This window comes from Polyangium jinanense, assembly GCF_028435365.1.
In genome coordinates, this window is the sequence record NZ_JAGTJJ010000009.1 from 150,578 (window position 1) to 166,895 (window position 16,318).

At 69.5% G+C, this 16,318-nt stretch carries 12 protein-coding genes; 8 read left to right on the forward strand and 4 right to left on the reverse strand.

Annotated elements, in window-relative coordinates; translation table 11 throughout:
• The first annotated feature begins 45 nt into the window (after positions 1–45).
• The 4 genes from KEG57_RS19715 to KEG57_RS19730 all read left to right on the forward strand — a co-directional run bounded on the left by KEG57_RS19715 (position 46) and on the right by KEG57_RS19730 (position 5,381).
• On the forward strand, positions 46–1,170 hold the full coding sequence (locus tag KEG57_RS19715; RefSeq protein ID WP_272422604.1) for a glycosyltransferase: 1,125 nt from the start codon (positions 46–48) through the stop codon (positions 1,168–1,170).
• Between the two features lie 48 nt (positions 1,171–1,218).
• The gene (locus KEG57_RS19720) at positions 1,219–3,933 is read left to right on the forward strand and encodes an MYXO-CTERM sorting domain-containing protein (RefSeq protein ID WP_272422605.1); all 2,715 of its coding nucleotides are present in this window, start codon (positions 1,219–1,221) and stop codon (positions 3,931–3,933) included.
• Between the two features lie 83 nt (positions 3,934–4,016).
• On the forward strand, positions 4,017–4,640 hold the full coding sequence (locus tag KEG57_RS19725; protein ID WP_272422606.1) for a LemA family protein: 624 nt from the start codon (positions 4,017–4,019) through the stop codon (positions 4,638–4,640).
• Positions 4,641–4,649: 9 nt separating this feature from the next.
• Positions 4,650–5,381, forward strand: a complete 732-nt coding sequence (locus KEG57_RS19730; protein ID WP_272422607.1) for a TPM domain-containing protein — start codon at positions 4,650–4,652, stop codon at positions 5,379–5,381.
• Between the two features lie 12 nt (positions 5,382–5,393).
• Here the strand turns inward: KEG57_RS19730 and KEG57_RS19735 are convergent, their stop codons facing one another.
• Positions 5,394–6,242, reverse strand: a complete 849-nt coding sequence (locus tag KEG57_RS19735) for a metallophosphoesterase (protein ID WP_272422608.1) — start codon at positions 6,240–6,242, stop codon at positions 5,394–5,396.
• 197 nt (positions 6,243–6,439) lie between these two features.
• Here KEG57_RS19735 and KEG57_RS19740 point away from each other — a divergent pair, with 197 nt between their 5' ends.
• Positions 6,440–7,228, forward strand: a complete 789-nt coding sequence (locus KEG57_RS19740) for a hypothetical protein (protein WP_272422609.1) — start codon at positions 6,440–6,442, stop codon at positions 7,226–7,228.
• Between the two features lie 3 nt (positions 7,229–7,231).
• Here KEG57_RS19740 and KEG57_RS19745 read toward each other — a convergent pair whose 3' ends face one another.
• From KEG57_RS19745 to KEG57_RS19755, 3 genes are read right to left on the reverse strand one after another with little or no spacing between them, the layout of a single operon-like run.
• Entirely contained in the window at positions 7,232–8,125 is an 894-nt protein-coding gene (locus KEG57_RS19745; protein WP_272422610.1) for a formylglycine-generating enzyme family protein, read from the reverse strand.
• A gap of 50 nt (positions 8,126–8,175) precedes the next feature.
• Entirely contained in the window at positions 8,176–9,720 is a 1,545-nt protein-coding gene (locus KEG57_RS19750; RefSeq protein ID WP_272422611.1) for a benzoate-CoA ligase family protein, read from the reverse strand.
• Between the two features lie 52 nt (positions 9,721–9,772).
• Positions 9,773–10,792 (reverse strand): MBL fold metallo-hydrolase, encoded by a 1,020-nt coding sequence (locus KEG57_RS19755; protein WP_272422612.1) that lies wholly within the window; start codon positions 10,790–10,792, stop codon positions 9,773–9,775.
• A gap of 240 nt (positions 10,793–11,032) precedes the next feature.
• Between KEG57_RS19755 and KEG57_RS19760 the strand changes: the two genes are divergently transcribed.
• From KEG57_RS19760 to KEG57_RS19770, 3 genes are all read left to right on the forward strand, one after another.
• Positions 11,033–11,518 carry a hypothetical protein gene (locus tag KEG57_RS19760; protein ID WP_272422613.1) on the forward strand — a complete coding sequence of 162 codons (486 nt, stop codon included), beginning with the start codon at positions 11,033–11,035 and terminating at the stop codon, positions 11,516–11,518.
• Between the two features lie 65 nt (positions 11,519–11,583).
• Positions 11,584–12,762, forward strand: a complete 1,179-nt coding sequence (locus KEG57_RS19765; RefSeq protein ID WP_272422614.1) for a hypothetical protein — start codon at positions 11,584–11,586, stop codon at positions 12,760–12,762.
• Positions 12,759–16,139 carry a hypothetical protein gene (locus KEG57_RS19770; RefSeq protein ID WP_272422615.1) on the forward strand — a complete coding sequence of 1,127 codons (3,381 nt, stop codon included), beginning with the start codon at positions 12,759–12,761 and terminating at the stop codon, positions 16,137–16,139. The genes KEG57_RS19765 and KEG57_RS19770 overlap by 4 nt, the downstream gene beginning before the upstream one ends.
• The last annotated feature ends 179 nt before the right edge of the window (positions 16,140–16,318 follow it).

Sequence of the window (16,318 nt, forward strand, 5' to 3'; positions counted from 1 at the left end):
CCCGCTTGACAATCCCCCCGCTTCCAGGCGTTTCATGGGTCGGCCATGCCGAACAAGCCCGGGAGCCTGCTCACGCTGTCGATGATCGTGAAGGACGAGGCGGCGACGATCACGCGCACGCTGAAGAGCGCCAAACCCTTCGTCGATCGGTGGGTGATCCTCGACACGGGCTCGACCGACGGCACGCAGGAGGTGGTTCGTCGCGAAATGGAAGGGGTCCCCGGCGAGCTCTTCGAGGAGCCGTTCGTCGATTTCGCGACGACACGAAATCGTGCACTCGATCTCGCGGGCGAGGCGACGGAGTTCGTCCTCTGGCTCGACGCGGACGACGAGCTCGAAAATGGCAAGGCGCTGCGCGCGTTCCTCGAACGGGAGCGGGCGGCAGAGGGGCCCGAGCACGAGGCGTATTACGTGCGGGTCGCGCTCGGGATTCAGTTCGATTCGCCGCGGATCGTGCGGCGCCGGGCGGGCTGGCGGTTCCGCGGCGTGGTGCACGAGGTGCTCACGCACGACGATCGTCCGCCGCCGAGCATCCGCGTGCCCGACGTTTTGATCCAGCACCACCGCGGCGAGGTGTCGGCCGAGCGGAGCCGGAAGCGCTGGGAGCGCGACGTGGGGCTGCTCGAACGAGCGCTCGCCGAGGACAAGACGAACGCGCGCGCGGCGTTTTACCTCGCCCAGACGCTGCTCTGGCTCGGCCGATTCCAGGAGGCCGAGGCCGCATTCGCGCGGCGAATCGCCATGGGGGGATGGGCCGAGGAGGTGTACGAGTCGAAAATCGGGATCGCGCGGTGCGGGGTGGGGCTGAATCTGCCCTGGCCGCGGGTGCTCTCGCGCTGGCTCGATGCGCACCTCGCGGCGCCGCACCGGGCCGAGCCGCTGTATGCGATCGCGCTGCACCACAATACCCGCAAGGAACACGCGCTCACGTACCTCTACGCGCGCCGCGGCTACGAGCTGCCGCTGCCCGTGCAGGATCGGCTGTTCGTGGACGAGGAGGTGTACACGTGGAAGATGGCCGATCTCGTGGCCTCGTCCGCATACTTCCTCGGCGAGTTCGCCGTGGGCGAGGCGGCCGCGCAGAAGGCCGTGAAGGCGCGGCCGAACGACGCGCGGCTCGAGCAGAACCTCGCGTTCTACGTGGATCGGCGGCGCAAGCCTTCACGGTAGCGGAAAGGGGCGGCGTCGTGCGAGCATGGCCGGCATCGGAGCTTGGCCATGACGAAACGTGCTCGCCCCCGGATCAAGACCCCTGCCCTCCTCGCCTTCGCGCTCGCCGCCGCGCCCGCCCTCGCGTGGGCCTGGGAGCCCATGATCGTACAATACGATCCGCTGATCCGCATGCCGGGGACGCAGCCGCGGGCGGAGAATGCAATCGAGCCGCCCTCGCAGTGCCTCGGCTGTCACGCAGGGTATGCGCCGGCGATCGAGCCGGGGTTCGGCTGGAAAGGGTCGATGATGGGGCAGGCGGCGCGCGATCCGTTCTTCTGGGCCGCGTTGACGGTGGCCGCGCAGGACTCGATCTGGGCGCTCGGCAACCCGAACGGGTCGGACATCTGCCTGCGTTGCCACATGCCAAAGGGGTGGCTCGAGCTCCGGAGTGATCCGACGAACGGCCAGGCGATGGGCGACGCCGATTTCGACGGCGTGCAATGCGATTTTTGCCACCGCATGGTGGATCCGTTCTTCGAGGACACGTTCCAGGGGACGCGCGAGGGGAGCGACTGGGCGGGATACTGGGACGAGACGAACATGAGCGGGATGATGTCGTCGGTCGCGGCGGAGAAGACGCGCGAGGCGGACATCCTGCAATCGCAGTCGCACACGCTCTTCAACGGCAGCCCGATGTACGGCGCGGATCACAGGCCCGTGAGCCCGACCTACCATGAGAACGGGGCGGGTCAGTATTACGTGAGCGACAAGGCGGAGCGGCGCGGTTCGTTCGCGGACGCGCAGGCGTTCCACCCGATGCAGTACAGCCGCTACCACAAGAGCAAGTATTACTGCGGGACGTGCCACGACGTGTCGAACCCGGTCATGGCGAACATGTCGGCGAAGGGCACGATGCCGAACGACGGGACGACGGTGCTGCCCACGGAGACGCAATCGCCGTCCGAGTATTTTCACGTCGAGCGCACGTGGTCGGAGTTCATGCTGAGCGATTACGGGCTGCCCGGCGGCACGCCGGGGGTGGGGCCGTACGCGCCGGGCGAATTCGAGACGGGGCAGCCGGGGGATGCGATCGCGTCGTGCCAGGATTGCCACATGCCGGACGTCGTGGGCGCGGGCGCGTCGATCGTCGGGTCCGTCATCCGGCCGACGGGGAGTACGGAGCACCCTTCGAGCGGGCAACCCTTGCACGATCTCACGGGCGGCAATGCATTCGTGCCGTGGCTGCTCGCAAGCACGGTGCCGTCGTCGCCGAATTACGACGCGACGAACGCGGCGCTGCTCGGGCAAGGCGCGGCGGCGCTGACGCTGTCGCTCGACGAGGGGACGAAGCTCGACGCGGCGGCGCTGCTCGCGGGGTCGAACCGCGCGAAATGGACGCTCGGCCGCGCGGCGACGATTCTTTCGCTGTCGTACGATCCGCTGAGCGGCGCGACGTCGTTCCGGGTGCGGAACAACACGGGGCACAAGCTCATCACGGGGTATCCCGAGGGACGGCGCATGTTCCTCAACGTGCGGGTGTTCGACGGCAACAAACTGCTCCACGAGGTGAACCCGTACGACGACGCCGTGGGCACGCTGCGCGGGCTCGATCCCGCGCACGCGCCGTCGAGCCCGCCGCTCGGGGCGAACGAGACGCACGACGACGCGCTCGTCTACGAGGCGAAGATGGCGAGCTCGTTCACGGGGCAAACGAAATCGTTCCACTTCATCCTCGGGACGGAGCGCTCGAAGGACAACCGCATCCCGCCGAAGGGATTCCGGATCGCCGAGGCGGGAAAACGCATGGCTGAGCCGGTCTGGGACGGGTCGGTCTCGCCAAACCTGTTCTCGACGGAGGAGTACACGGGCGGCTACGACGACGTGAGCTTGACGTTGCCGGCCGGCGGGAGTCGCGTGGAGGTGCGGCTCTATTACCAGACGACGAGCCGCGAATACGTGGAGTTCTTGCGGGACGAGATCCTCGGGACCGGGGCGACGACGCTCACGAGCCCCACGCCCTCGGGCGAGGAGAAGGCGTACATCGTGCAGACGGATCCGTTCTTCGGGCAGCTCCGGGCCTGGGGCGATACGATCTGGCAGCTCTGGGACCACAACAAGGACGTGCCGGGCGCCGCGCCGATCGAGATGACGCGGGCCGAGGTGCTGGTGAAGGACGTCTGTCAGGACGCCGGCGCGAGCGACGGAATGCCCTGCGCCGACGGCGACGTGTGCACGACGGGCGAGACCTGCGCAGGCGGCGCATGCGCGGGCGGAATGGCCACGAGTTGCGACGATGGGAACCTTTGCACGGACGACGCCTGTGATCCGCAGCTCGGATGCAGGCACACGGCGAACGCGGACGCATGCGAGGACGGGAATGCGTGCACGCTCGACGATGCCTGCGCCTTCGGGGTTTGCGCGGGCAGAGTGAAGGTCTGCGTGGACGGCGATCCGTGCACCGTGGATTCGTGTGATCCGCAGGCGGGCTGCCAGTACGTGCCGATTCCCGATTGCGGGAGCGGAGGCGCAGGCGGCAGCGGCGGCGCAGGCGGCAGCGGCGGCAGCGGCGGCGCAGGCGGAAGCGGCGGCGCAGGCGGAAGCGGCGGCGCGGGCGGTAGCGGCGGCGAAGGCGGCAGCGGCGGCGCTGTTCCGACGAATCCGCCGGATGAGGACGGCTGCGGATGCAGGGCCGCTGGGCGCGAGGCGGGCACGGCGGGCGGACTCGGCATGCTCGGCGCAATGGCGATGATGGCACTCCGGCGGCGCAGGCGGAGGGGCTGACCGGTCTTTTCGAGAAGGGCGCCCAGCACGATCCGTGCATCCCCCCGTGCGGCGCGGCATGGGCCGTGTGCACGGGGGTCTCGATGAAGCAGGCGCTTTTCGTCCTCGCAGGCGTCCTCATCCTGGTGGTCGTCGTCGCGGCCGCAGGGATCAGCACGTACAATCGGCTCGTCACGCTCGATCAATCCGTCGATCAGCAATGGGCGCAGGTCGAGAACGTCTACCAGCGGCGCCTCGATCTGGTGCCGAACCTCGTCGAGACCGTCCGCGGCGCGGCGAATTTCGAGCGGGATACGTTCATCCAGGTGGCCGAGGCGAGGAGCCGCGCCCAGGCCGTGACGGGCGGCGGCGCGCAGGCGGCGGCCGGGGACGAACATGCGACGGAGGATCCCGCCGCGATGGCGCAATTCCAGGCCGCGCAGGATCAACTCTCGTCGGCGCTCGGTCGCCTGTTCGTGGTCGTCGAGCGATATCCAGAGCTCTCGGCGACGCAGAACTTCCGTGATCTCCAGGCGCAGCTCGAGGGGACGGAGAACCGGATCGCCGTCGAGCGCATGCGTTACAACGAGGCGGCGCGGGAGTTCAACACCACGCGCAATCGCTTCCCGACGACCCTCATCGCCGACATGTTCGGCGATCGCTTCGACGAGAAGATGTATTTCCGGGCCACGGTCGGCGCCGACAGGCCGCCCGCCGTGCAGTTCTGATCGGCGAACATGATTCGCGCCGTCACGTTCCTCGTCCTCGCCGCGTGGCTGACGTTCGTCGGACTCGCGCGGGGGCAGGCCGCGCCCATTCCCCCGGCGCCCACCCGCCACGTCACGGATACCGTCGGGTTCCTGTCGCCCGAGACGCGGAATCGGCTCGACGAACGCCTGGAACAATACGAGCGGCAGACGGGCCACCAGGTCGTGGTGTGGATCGGGGATACAATCGGGGACGCGGCGCTCGAGGATTGGGCGGTGCGGACGTTCGAGGCGTGGGGGGTCGGGCGGAAGGGGCTCGACGACGGGCTCGTGATGTTCGTCCTGGCCAAGGATCGGAAGATCGACATCGAAGTGGGATATGGCCTGGAAGATCGCGTGCCGGACGCGATCGCCTCGCGGGTCATCCGGGAGGTGATGGCCCCGCGGCTCCAGGCCGGCGATCCGAACGGAGCCGTCGACGCGGGCGTGTCCGCATTGCTCGAGGCCATCGAGGGGCACGCCTTCGTGCCCGCGCCCGGGCCCACGACGCAGCCGGAGGCGCGGCGGGGGCATGAGCTCATCTGGCTCGGCATCGTGGCCGCGGTTTTTTTGGTATTGTTCGCGGTGAATCCGTCGCTCGCGCTCACCATTTTGTGGTTCATCATGCGCGGAGGTCGCGGTGGTGGCGGCGGAGGCGACGGAGGCGGATTCTCCGGCGGCGGAGGTCGCTCGGGAGGCGGCGGGGCGCGGGGCGGCTGGTGAATTCGTGGAGAATCAGCCGATGTCGAAGATGCCGATATCGGGAGGCGCGAAGGCGCGGAACGGGATCTCGACGCCGCCGACGCCGCGGGAGACGAAGAGGGTGGTGCCTTCGACTTCATGCACGCCGTGCGGGAATCGGCGCGCGAGGCGGCCGCCCGGGACGACGACGGGAATGCCGCCGGGGAGTGCGACCTGGCCGCCGTGGGTATGGCCGCAGAGGTAAAGCAAAGCTCCGCGGCCGCGGACATGACGGAAGCCGCCGGGCGCGTGGCAAACGGCAATGACGAGCGCGGCGCCCTCGGTCGCGGCAAAGGCGCGGTCGCCGTCGGGAATGCCGGTCCAGGGGTCGTCGAGGCCAACGACGGCGAGGTCGCCCATGCGGGCTGCGGCATTGACGAGGACGGTGGCGCCGGCGCGGGCGAGGGCGTCTTCGAGGAGGGAATGGTTCGTCCAGAGGTCGTGATTGCCGAGGACGGCGACCTTGAGGCGCGCAGGGACGTCGCGGACGCGGGCTTCGAGCTCACGGGCGCGGGCGGGCGTGGCGTCGAGAAAGACGTAATCGCCGCCGAGGAGGAGGACGTCGGGCCGAGCGGCGCAAAGGAGGCGAAAGGCCTCGTCGAGGGTACGCGGCGAGGTGGTGGGCCCGAGGTGGAGGTCGGAGGCGAATGCGATGCGCAAGGGAGAAGGGCGCGGCGCGGGGAGCGGGATGCGGCGGTGGACGACACGCACGGAGGAGGCGATGGGCAAGCGGCCCCAGGCGCGCGCAGGCCAATCGCCGCGGAAGAGGACGCGGAGCGCCGATTCCACGGCCCCACGCGCAGCAGAGTAATGGAGGCCGCGGCCGGCGGGGGCTGTGTGCATGCGCCGAGGAGACCACGCGTCCCGGGAGGTCGGGGGCAGGGACGGTGGCGCTTCGGTGGAGTTTTGAGAGGGTGTTCCACAGGCGTCGCGAGCGGCTCGAGGCTAGGGAGGCCGACCGACGCATCGAGCCGCGCAGCAGCCTGTGGAACACCCTCTGAGGGATTGACGCCGCTTGTATTGCATGCCCCTCATGGGTCATGGAACGACGATTTTCTTGGGCAGCAGGGCTCGTGGTTGCGGCGGCGACGTGCCTCGCGGCCTGCGGAGGCGGCGGCGGGAGCGGCAGCGGCGGCGCAGGCGGCAGCGGCGGCGCGGGCGGAGACGGAAACGGCGGCGCGGGCGGCAGCGGCGGCGCGGGCGGCAGCGGCGGCGCGGGCGGCGGGATGATGGGGCCGGCGTGCACGATGGAGCAGGACGAGCTCGTGCTCGGATCGTGGCCGTGGCTCGGGTTCGAGGATCCGACGCCGGATCTGACGAGCGGCGCGCAGGCGACGGTGGCGGCGGTGGATGCGCTCGGAATGGAGCTCGCATTCGATGCGGGAGGGATGCCCGCGCGGTTCGCCTGGGAAGGCGCGAATCTCGGGGAGGTGTTCGCCGTGGGGGATGTGGTGACGGCCAAACAGGAGAATCAATCGTACCTCGTGAGCGGCGCGAAAGGGCAGGCCGTGGCGATGCGGTACGCGAATGCAGAGGTCCCGGCGACGTTGCCGCCGATCCCGGGCGGCGGGCCGGAGCTATCGATCCTGGTCGAATGTGTGAATCAGCAGAAGAAAGATTGTCCGGAGACGGAGTACCGGACGCTGTATTCGGTGAGCGCCGTCTCCGGCAATCAAGAGGAGCAAATCCCGAGCGGCGGGACGATGCAGGTGGGGGACTGGAAGATCCACCACGTGAAAACGACGTTCGTCGAGTTCTACACGGGGATGGAATGTACGCCCGAGCGGTTCTTCGACGGGATGGTGCAGGCGCTCGAAGTGAAGCCCTGAGCCTCAGGGAAGGTCGATCGCGAATCGCACGGCGGCCGGGTCGTCGCCGTGCCGGCCCTCGCGGACGCCGGCGTGGAGGCGGACGGCCTCGATTTCGTCCTGAAAACCACCATGGCAGCCGCGCGTGTTGTCGGGAATGGCGCGCGGTTGCCAGGCGATCGCGTCCGCGGGCGCGCCGGCGTACCCCTCGTGCCAGGCGTCGGCGACGAATTCGAGGCCGGCCTGGAGCAGGTCGACGCCGAAAGCATTGGGGTGCGGCGAGGGATCACGGGCGGGATCGAGCGCGAGCGAGATGGATGTCGGTGGCTCGCGGAGCCAGGATCGGGCGCCTCCCTCGCGGGCAATCCACTCCCATTCGGCCTCGGAGAGCAGCCGGAAGCCGAGGACGCCGCGGAGCTCGGCGGCGAGGCGCGGGGCGAACGGGACGGGCGCATCCGAGGGGACGTATCCCTCGTCCTCGTCGGGATACATATCCGCGAGCCGCGCGTGGGCGAGGCGATCCGTGACGGGCTCGAGCGCGCAAAGGAAGGGCTGGACGCGGACGCGGCGCGGGGGCTGGGTCGACCAGCGCACGAGCGCGCGCGCCTCGTCGGCGCGGCCGAGGGGGGCATACAGGGCGGCGATCTCGTCAATCTCGGCCTCGGACAAACCCATCACGAACGTGCCGCCGGGGACGGCCACGAATTGCATCTTCGTGGGGCCGTGGAGCAAGGAGGGCAGGCCCGCGGCGCCGATGAGCTGCGAGACCGGCGCGAAGGTAGGTCCGAGGGCCCGCGCAATCTCGGATGCGAGGGCGAGCCGGGCGTCGGGCTGGAGCGCATCGAGGCCCTCGCGCGAGGCGAGCGGCGCAAAGCGGGGATGGAGCCTTCGGCTGTACGCGGACGAGAGGAGGGGCATCGGGGCGCGGGTGGTGTAACACACCCCGGGTGCGAAGGAAACGACGCGGTTCAGGCGCGACGGAGCTTGCCGCGATCAATCTTGCCGAGGTGGGTGCGGGGCAAAGCGTCGACGAGGAAGACCTCGCGCGGGGCCTTGTACGGTTCGAGTTTTTCCCTCACGAACGTTTTGAGCTCCTCCTCGAGCCCCGGCCTTTTGTCCCGCGGGAGGACGTACGCGTGCGGCTTCGTCAGCCCATTCTCGTCGGCGACGCCGACGACGGCGCACTCCGCGACGGCCGGGTGGCGGAGCAGGCAATTCTCCACCTCGGCGGGCGCGAGCCATTTGCCGCCGACCTTGAGCATGTCGTCGCCGCGGCCGCAGTAGGTGAAATATCCGTCCGCGTCCCGGCGGAGCATGTCGCCGGAGACGTACCACTCGCCGCGGAAGGCGCGTTTGGTCTTTTCCATCTCGTGCCAGTAGCCGATCGCGCGGGAATTTCCGCGCACCCAGAGCCAGCCGACCTCGCCGTCGGGCAATGCGCGGCCGTCGTCGTCCGCGACCTTGACCTCGAAGCCGGGGACGACCTTGCCGAGTGTGCCCGGACGAACCTCGCCGGGGCGGTTCGTCATGAAAATATGCCACATCTCGGCGGTGCCGAGGCCATCGCAAAGCTCGACGCCAAAGGCCTTTTTCCAGCGATCGTAGAGCTCGACCGGCAGAGCCTCGCCCGCGGAGGTGGCGACGCGCAGGCAGGAGAGGTCCTGCGCGGCCGCGTCGGGGTGCGAGACCATGTGGTTCACCATGGTGGGGACGTTGATCAGAATGGTCGGGCGGTGCTTCTGGATCTGCTGGAAGAGGGCCTCGGCGGTACAGCGCTCGGGGAAGAGAATCGAGCTCCCGCCGACGGAGAACGGGAAGAGGAGGTTACAGCCGGTGGCATACCCGAAATAAAGCTTCGGGACGGAGAGGGTGCGATCGTCGGGACCATATCCGAGGACACGCTTGGCGAAGAGCTCGGTCGTGTTGACGAACGAGGCGTGCGTCTGGACGGCAGCCTTGGGCCGGCCGGTGGTGCCGCCGGAGAAGATCCATATCGCGGCGTCGTCGCGGTGGCTCGGGAAGAGGTCGATCGTGTCCGGTACGCCCGCGGCGAGGGCCTCGAACGAGGCATGCGGGGCCGGGTTTTCAGCGCCGACGACGAGGATGTGGCGGAGATGCCGCGCGCCCTTCGAGGCCTCGACGAACGCATCGAGGTGCTCGGCGTGGACGACCGCGACGGGAGCGCGGGAGTATTCGTAGAAATAGGCAATTTCGTCGGTCTTGAGGTGGCAATTCACCATGACGACGACGCTGCCGATGGCGAGCGTGCCGAAGAAGGCGCCGGCGAACTCGGGGATGTCGGGGAGGGCGACGATGACGCGCTCTTCGGGATGAACGCCGAGCCTCCGGAGAACATGGCCAAAACGAGCCGCGAGGCGATCGACGTCGGCGTACGTGAGGCGCCGATCGCCCGCGAGGATGGCGACACGATCGCCGTGGCCCTCGCGCAGGCGCGCGCGGAGGAACCAGTCGGCCATGTTGAGGTCTTCGGGGATCTCGAAGGGTCGCTCCATGCGCGGGATGGTGCGACGAGGAGGCGCGGGCAAGCAAGCGCTTTCGCAGGTTCTACCGCACCTCGCGCCACCACGCGTCGAGGCGCGCGAGCGAGCGGCGGATTTCGTCCGGGTCGAGGACGTCGCGGACCTCGCCGATTCGCGGGGCGACGAGCGGAAGGTCGAAGCCGCCGTCACGCGCGCCTTCTTCGAGGACGACAATGGGTTCGTCCCACGTATGCAGCGCGAGATCGAACGTGCTCCAGTGGACGGGCAAGAAGGGGCCGCCGCCGAGCGCGCGGTGCGCCTCCATGGCTTGCTGGGGCCCGAGGTGGATGTCGCCCCAGGCAGGATGGAAAGCGCCGACTTCGAGGAGGATCAGGTCGAACGGGCCAAACTTCTTGCGAATGAGCGGGAGCGTGGGCTCGGGGCCGGTGTCGCCGGAGAAAAAGACGCGGTGGCGAGGGCCGCGGAAGACGTAGCTCGCCCAGAGGGTCGTATTGCGATCGAAGGGGCCGCGGCCGGAGAAGTGTTGCGCGGGGGTGGCGGCGATGGCGACGTCGGTGCCGGGAATCAGGGTCTCTTCCCACCAGTCGAGCTCGGTGATGCGCTCGTGTGGCACGCCAAACCCTTCGAGGCGCGCGCCGACACCGAGCGCGGTGACGAAATGCGCCTGGGTGGTGCTCGCGAGGAGGCGGACGGCAGCGGCGTCGAGGTGATCGTAATGGTCGTGGCTGACGAGGACGGCGTCGAGCGGCGGGAGCGCAGCAATGGCGACGGGGGGCTCATGGAAGCGCTTGGGGCCGGCGAGGCGCGTGGGGGAGGCGCGATCGGCCCAGACGGGATCGGTGAGAATCCGCGCGCCGTCGATTTCAAGCAGGACGGTGGAATGGCCGAGCCAAGCGGTGCGGAGGCCGGTCCGCGGAGGGTCGCGCCAGCCGTCGAGCGGCGAGACCATGGGCAAAGGCGCGGGCGGCCTGCGGGAGACGCGGGGGGCGAGGAATTCGCGCAGGACGCCAAACTCGACGCGCGGCGAGCGCAGGACGGCCGGGTTCACGAAGCGGCCGTCGATGAAGTGGGGAGCTCTCTCCATGCGCGCCCGGCGCGTATAGGCGCGCTCGTGGGCGAGGTCGGAGGTCGCGGTCGTTTCGCACGGAAGGGAAGCTCGGGGCATAGGATGCCCGGATCTTGCGCGAAGGTGGGGGAAAACGCCAGCAGGCGAGGCCCTGGTACCGAGAGTTGCCACGGTCGAAATCGTGCCTGGTACGTGCTCTGCGCACGGTGAATCGACCTCGGGGTTGCGGCGCGCAGGCGATACCCTTAGACAAACCTGATGCGGGACGGGCTGTCGATCATCACCGTCGAGGCAACGAAGGATCACGTCGTCGCCGTCTTCAACCGGATCCTGATCCTCGTGTTCGAGCGCGAGACGACCCTCTCGGCCGTGGCGGCCTGTCGGCGGGCGCTCGATTTGCTGGAGCGGAAATACCCGGACGGGATCACGTGCCTGACGATCGTGGCGGAGAACGCGCCCTTGCCCTCGCAGGAGGCGCGGGACGCGCTGGCCTCGCTGGCCGTGGGCGCCGCGGGCAAACGGCTGCGGCGGTCGGCGGTGTGTTTCGAGGGCGGGGGATTCCGCGGCTCGCTCGTGCGGGGCGTGGCGACGGGGTTGCAAACGATGGCGAAGCTGCCGTTCCCCCACCGGGTGTTCCATTCCCTCGACGCGGCCGGCGCATGGCTCGCGCCGGAGATCGGCGCCCATCAGCTCCGGAACGCCGTAGACACCGCGCGCCTAAAAGTCCAGGCGCACGCGTCGTGACGAGGCGCGGGGCGCACGATCCTCACCCACCCTCGTCACGAAAGCGCGCTAGAGTGCGCGCCGCCGTGACCCCGACGATCCGATCCCTCCTCCCCCTCCTCGCCGTAACCCTCGCGTTTTCCGCGGCCTGCACGCCCGAGCCGCAGCCGAAGGAGCCGCTCGGCCAGATCCCGAGCGCGACCACGACGGCCAAGCCCGAGTGGATCCCCTTCGCGATCCGCGCGGGAAAACCCGTGGAGAGTGATCCACGCGAAAAACACCTCGCCGACCTCAGGCAGCTCACGTTCGGCGGCGAGAACGCCGAGGCGTACTGGTCGCCCGACGGCAAGAAGCTGATCCTGCAGTCGACGCGCGACGGCGCGGCCTGCGATCAGCAGTTCGTGCTCGACCTCGAGTCGGGCGAGACGAAGCGCGTGTCGAGCGGCAAGGGCCGGACGACGTGCGGGTACTTCTTCTACCCGAAGGGCGACAAGATCCTCTACAGCACGACCGAGGCCGCAGGCGCCGCGTGCCCGCAGAAGCCCGATCGCTCGCTCGGCTACGTCTGGCCGCTCGATCCGTATGACATCTACGTCGCGAACCCCGACGGCTCCAATCTGAAGCTCCTCGTCGGCGGTCCGGGCTACGACGCCGAAGCGACGATGGCGTTCGACGGCTCGCGCATCGTGTTCACGTCGAGCCGTGACAACGATCTCGAGCTCTACACGATGAAGCCGGACGGGACCGACATCCGCCGGATCACGAACACGCCCGGCTACGACGGCGGCGCGTTCTTCTCGCCGGACTCGACGAAGCTCGTCTGGCGCGCGAGCCGGCCGGAAGGCAAGGAGCTCGAAGATTTCCGCGCGCTCCTCGGGAAGGGGCTCGTGCGGCCGACGAAGCTCGAGATCTACGTGGGCGGCCTCGAGGGGCAGAACGCGCGCGCCATCACGAAGAACGGTCGCGCGAACTTCGGGCCGTACTTCCTGCCCGACTCGCGCCGCGTGATCTTCTCGTCGAACATGGACTCGCCGCCGGAGCTGCGCGGCGCGCCGAACTTCGAGCTCTACATGGTCGACTCGGAGGGGCCCGCGACCACGACGGGCGCGCCCGCGAGCGAGAGGATCACGTTCTACGACGGGTTCGACGGGTTCCCGATGTTCTCGCCCGACGGCAAGTACCTCGTGTTCGCCTCGAACCGCTTCGGCACGACGCCCGGCGAGACGAACGTGTTCGTGGCCCGCTGGGTCGACGCCGAGAAATGACCGTCCGCTCGCGCGCCTTCACGTTCCTCGGCGGAAGCCTCCTCGCCGCGGGATGCGGAGCCGGCGAGCCGCCGCACGCCGCACGCCCCAAGCCCCCACCGCCCGCCGCCGAAGCGCCGCCGCAGGTCGCCTCTCCCGCGCACTGGTCGTTTCACCCGCCGATGCCCGCGTCGGCCACGGCGACGCTCGCGCTCGAGGACGGCGGCTGCTTGATCACCACCGCGGAAGGACATCGCTTCCGCGCGGCGCGGGCCACGAAAGACGGCGCCGTGACGACGTGCCGCGGGCGCGCCGAAGCCGCGCCGGACGTGGCCCCGGAGGCGATCGTGGGGATCACGCCGCAAGGAAAGGCGTCGTGGCTCTTCGTGGGGCAGAGCGGGCGCATCTATGAGGCCGAAGGTCCGCTCGCGCCGATCAAGCGAACGATCGCCGCGCCCGCGCGGTTCGTGCAGGTCGCGAGCGGAGGCCGCACGGTGCTCGGCGCGACGGCGAGCGGAGAGCTGTTCCATCTGGATGAGGGGCCGACGTGGAAGCGCGTGGCGATCGTGGAGCGCGTGTTCGACGTCGCCGTGTCGGACGACGGGCAGGCGCTCGCGCTCGCGCTGCCCGAGGCGCTGCTCACGAGCGATGATGGGAAGACGTTTCAACGGGCGAGCAGTGCTGCGCCCATCGGCGCGCGTCGCGTCGGCCGCACCGCGGAAGGACATCTCGCCGCGCAAGGAATGACGGGCACGCTCGTGTGGGATCCACGAACGAGCGCGACGTTCACGCGGCGGGACGCGGTCGTCGAGACGGGGCCGGGTTCGATCGCGCTCGAGATTTCGTACGCGCCGTCCGCGAGCTCGGTGCTCGAAGGTCGCGCGGTGCTCGACGGCGATCGTTACCTCGAGGTGGTGCTCCCCGAAGACGGCGAGGACTACACCTTGCTGACGGGTCCGCTCGAGGGTCCGCTCGCGCAGAAGCGCCTGCCCGGTACGAGCGGATGCACGAGCTTGAAGCTCGGCGCGCGCGAGAAACACGTCGCGCTCGGTTGCATGAAGCGAAGCGACGACGACAGCGGCATCGTCGAGGTGCGGACGAGCCACGACGACGGCGCGCACTTCAGCGATCCGCTCGTGCTCTCGACGGGCGAGGCGTCTACCTCGCTCGTGGTGTCGAGCGACGGAAGCACACTCGTCGCGGGCGCCTGCAAGGCCCACGGGGCCGCGGCGACATCGAACGGATGCACGGGTTCTTCTCCGCTGCTCGTGCGCCGCGAGGGCGCAAAGCTCGTGGCCACGGTCGCCGAGACGCCTTCGCTCTCGGGCGCGCCGGTCTCGCCGGCGTTCTCCGTCGACGGCCGCTCGGCATATTTTCTCGCGCGGCGCGGCAAGGACGAGAGGCTCGCGCTCTACGTGTCGCACGATGGCGGCGAGACGTTCAGCGAGCGCACGCTCGACGTGTCGCGCGCGCGTCGCGATGACGGACCTTCGTTCGAGGAGGGCGACGAGGTGCCCGCGGAGGAGGCCGATGCGGACCTCGATCCGCGTGATCAAGCCGCGCTCAGGCCGGGCGACGATGGCACTGTGGGGCTCACGCTGCTCACGCCGCGCGGGCTCGCGTATGTCACGACGGACGACGACGGTCGTTTGCTCGGCGTGGCGCGACCGCCCTCGGATCCGGGGCTCGTCGGCGGCGCGGGCCGGCATGCGGTCGCGTTCTCGGTCATCTCCGACAGGCCGCACGGCGAGCAGACGATGGGCGCGTGGGAGTCGCTCGACGGCGGCACGACGTGGACCGAGATCCCCGCGACGCAAAGCCTCACGCGCGAGATCGCAGCGGGCCCGCTGACGCTCGTGTGCAGCGGCGCCGGTTGCCTCGTCGGCGACACGATGAGCCGCGTCGGCTGGAACGGGCAGGCCGAGCCCTTCACCACGCCGCCCGCGGGCCCGCCCGAGCCGCATCGCGTGCCATCGCCGCGCACGCCGATCGTCTGCGAGCTCGATCCACGCGTGAACTGGACCCGCATCGAGGACGTCGATCCGATCCACGCGCTCGGGCTCCCCGGCGTGGATCAGCTCGCGCGGGGACGCTCGCTCTGGTCCGTGCTCTCGTTCGATCCACGCACGAACGCCGTGACTGTGACGACCGCGCTCGGCCCCGAGCGCGGCGAAGGCGAGGCGCGCGTGATCACGCGTCCGCTCCTCGGACCTGCGCCTCAAGGCGCCGAGGTCGCGATGGAGGTCTCGCACCAGACGGAAGGATACGCCGTCGCCCGCGTGCGCTTGCCGCCGCCGAAATCGCCGGAAGGTCCACGCGCCACGGGCCCCATGCGCGATGTCGAGCTCGCGTGGGAGAACTTCATGGAGGGCACGACCGCCAAGGTTCGCCTCCCCGACGCGGGCGCGTTCACGAGCGGCGACGTCAAGGCCGACGGCGCGCGGTGGCAGCTCGACACGGCGCTCATCTCCGTCACGCCGGGCGCGCTGTTCCTCCGGCCGCACGCGCCCGAGTCGCGCCAGGACCTCACGTTCCTGCTCGATCCGAAGGGCAAACAGAAGACGTTTCCCTATCCCACCTGGTCCACGTTTCTGCCGAAGGGCGTCACCGACTTCCGCATGGATGCCGTGCTCGCCGATGGCAAGCCCCTCGCCGTCGCCACGCTCTCCGATGACGACGCGGGTCCCCTCACCTTCCTCCTCGCGCGCCAGGGAGAAGGCGGCACCTGGTCCGCGAACGGGATGTCCCTCGCGCCGGGCACGTCGCCCGACGGCGAGCGCCTCGCGCGGAGCGACTGGAGCTACATCGGCAGCACGACGCTCGGCGACCTCGTCGTGTACAGCGAGCCGCGCGCGGGCTTCGCCGCGGCCTCGTTCCACGCATTCCGCAACGACGGCACGTTCGGCCCGGCCATCGCCATCCCCACGCCGTTCGACCTCCCCGACTTGCCGCGCGCCTGCAAACCCGACGAGCGCCGCACCACGCCCCGCTTCGCCGCGCACGCCTTCCTCGGCCGCGAGCCCATGTACCCCGGTCGGCGCCACGCCGTCCTCGTAAGCGAATCCTCCGAACGAAAACCCCCGCTCACCGAGCCCATGACCTTGCTCACGGCGGGCGTCGTCCTCCACGGCACCAAAGAATCGCCGTGTGTCGCGGCGTGGGAGGCGATCGGCCTCGGTCGCATCCCGACCATCGCCGTCCTCGGGGGCAACCTCGCGCAGAGCTGGGTCTTCCGCCCCGCGACGCCGAAGCCTCCGCCGAGCCCGACCGCTGGCAAGCCCGCGCCGCCGCAGACCCTCGCGATCGAGTACCGCCCGATGACCTGCCGATTCGATCCAGCCGCCAAGGTGCCCGAAGGCATCGACAGCCAGCCCGGCACCTACGTCTGGGCCCCCTGATTCGGTGCACTGGCATACGCGAACAGATTTTCTCTGACGCATCGCACCTGTCGAAAATCCGACACACCCACCCCGAACGAGCACTGGATTTCCTTTCGATTTCCAGCATTTATCGTTTCTGGTTGATTTGGTCCGGGATTCGCTTATGCCTGCGTCTCGGCTTTCCGGCGATTCATGAC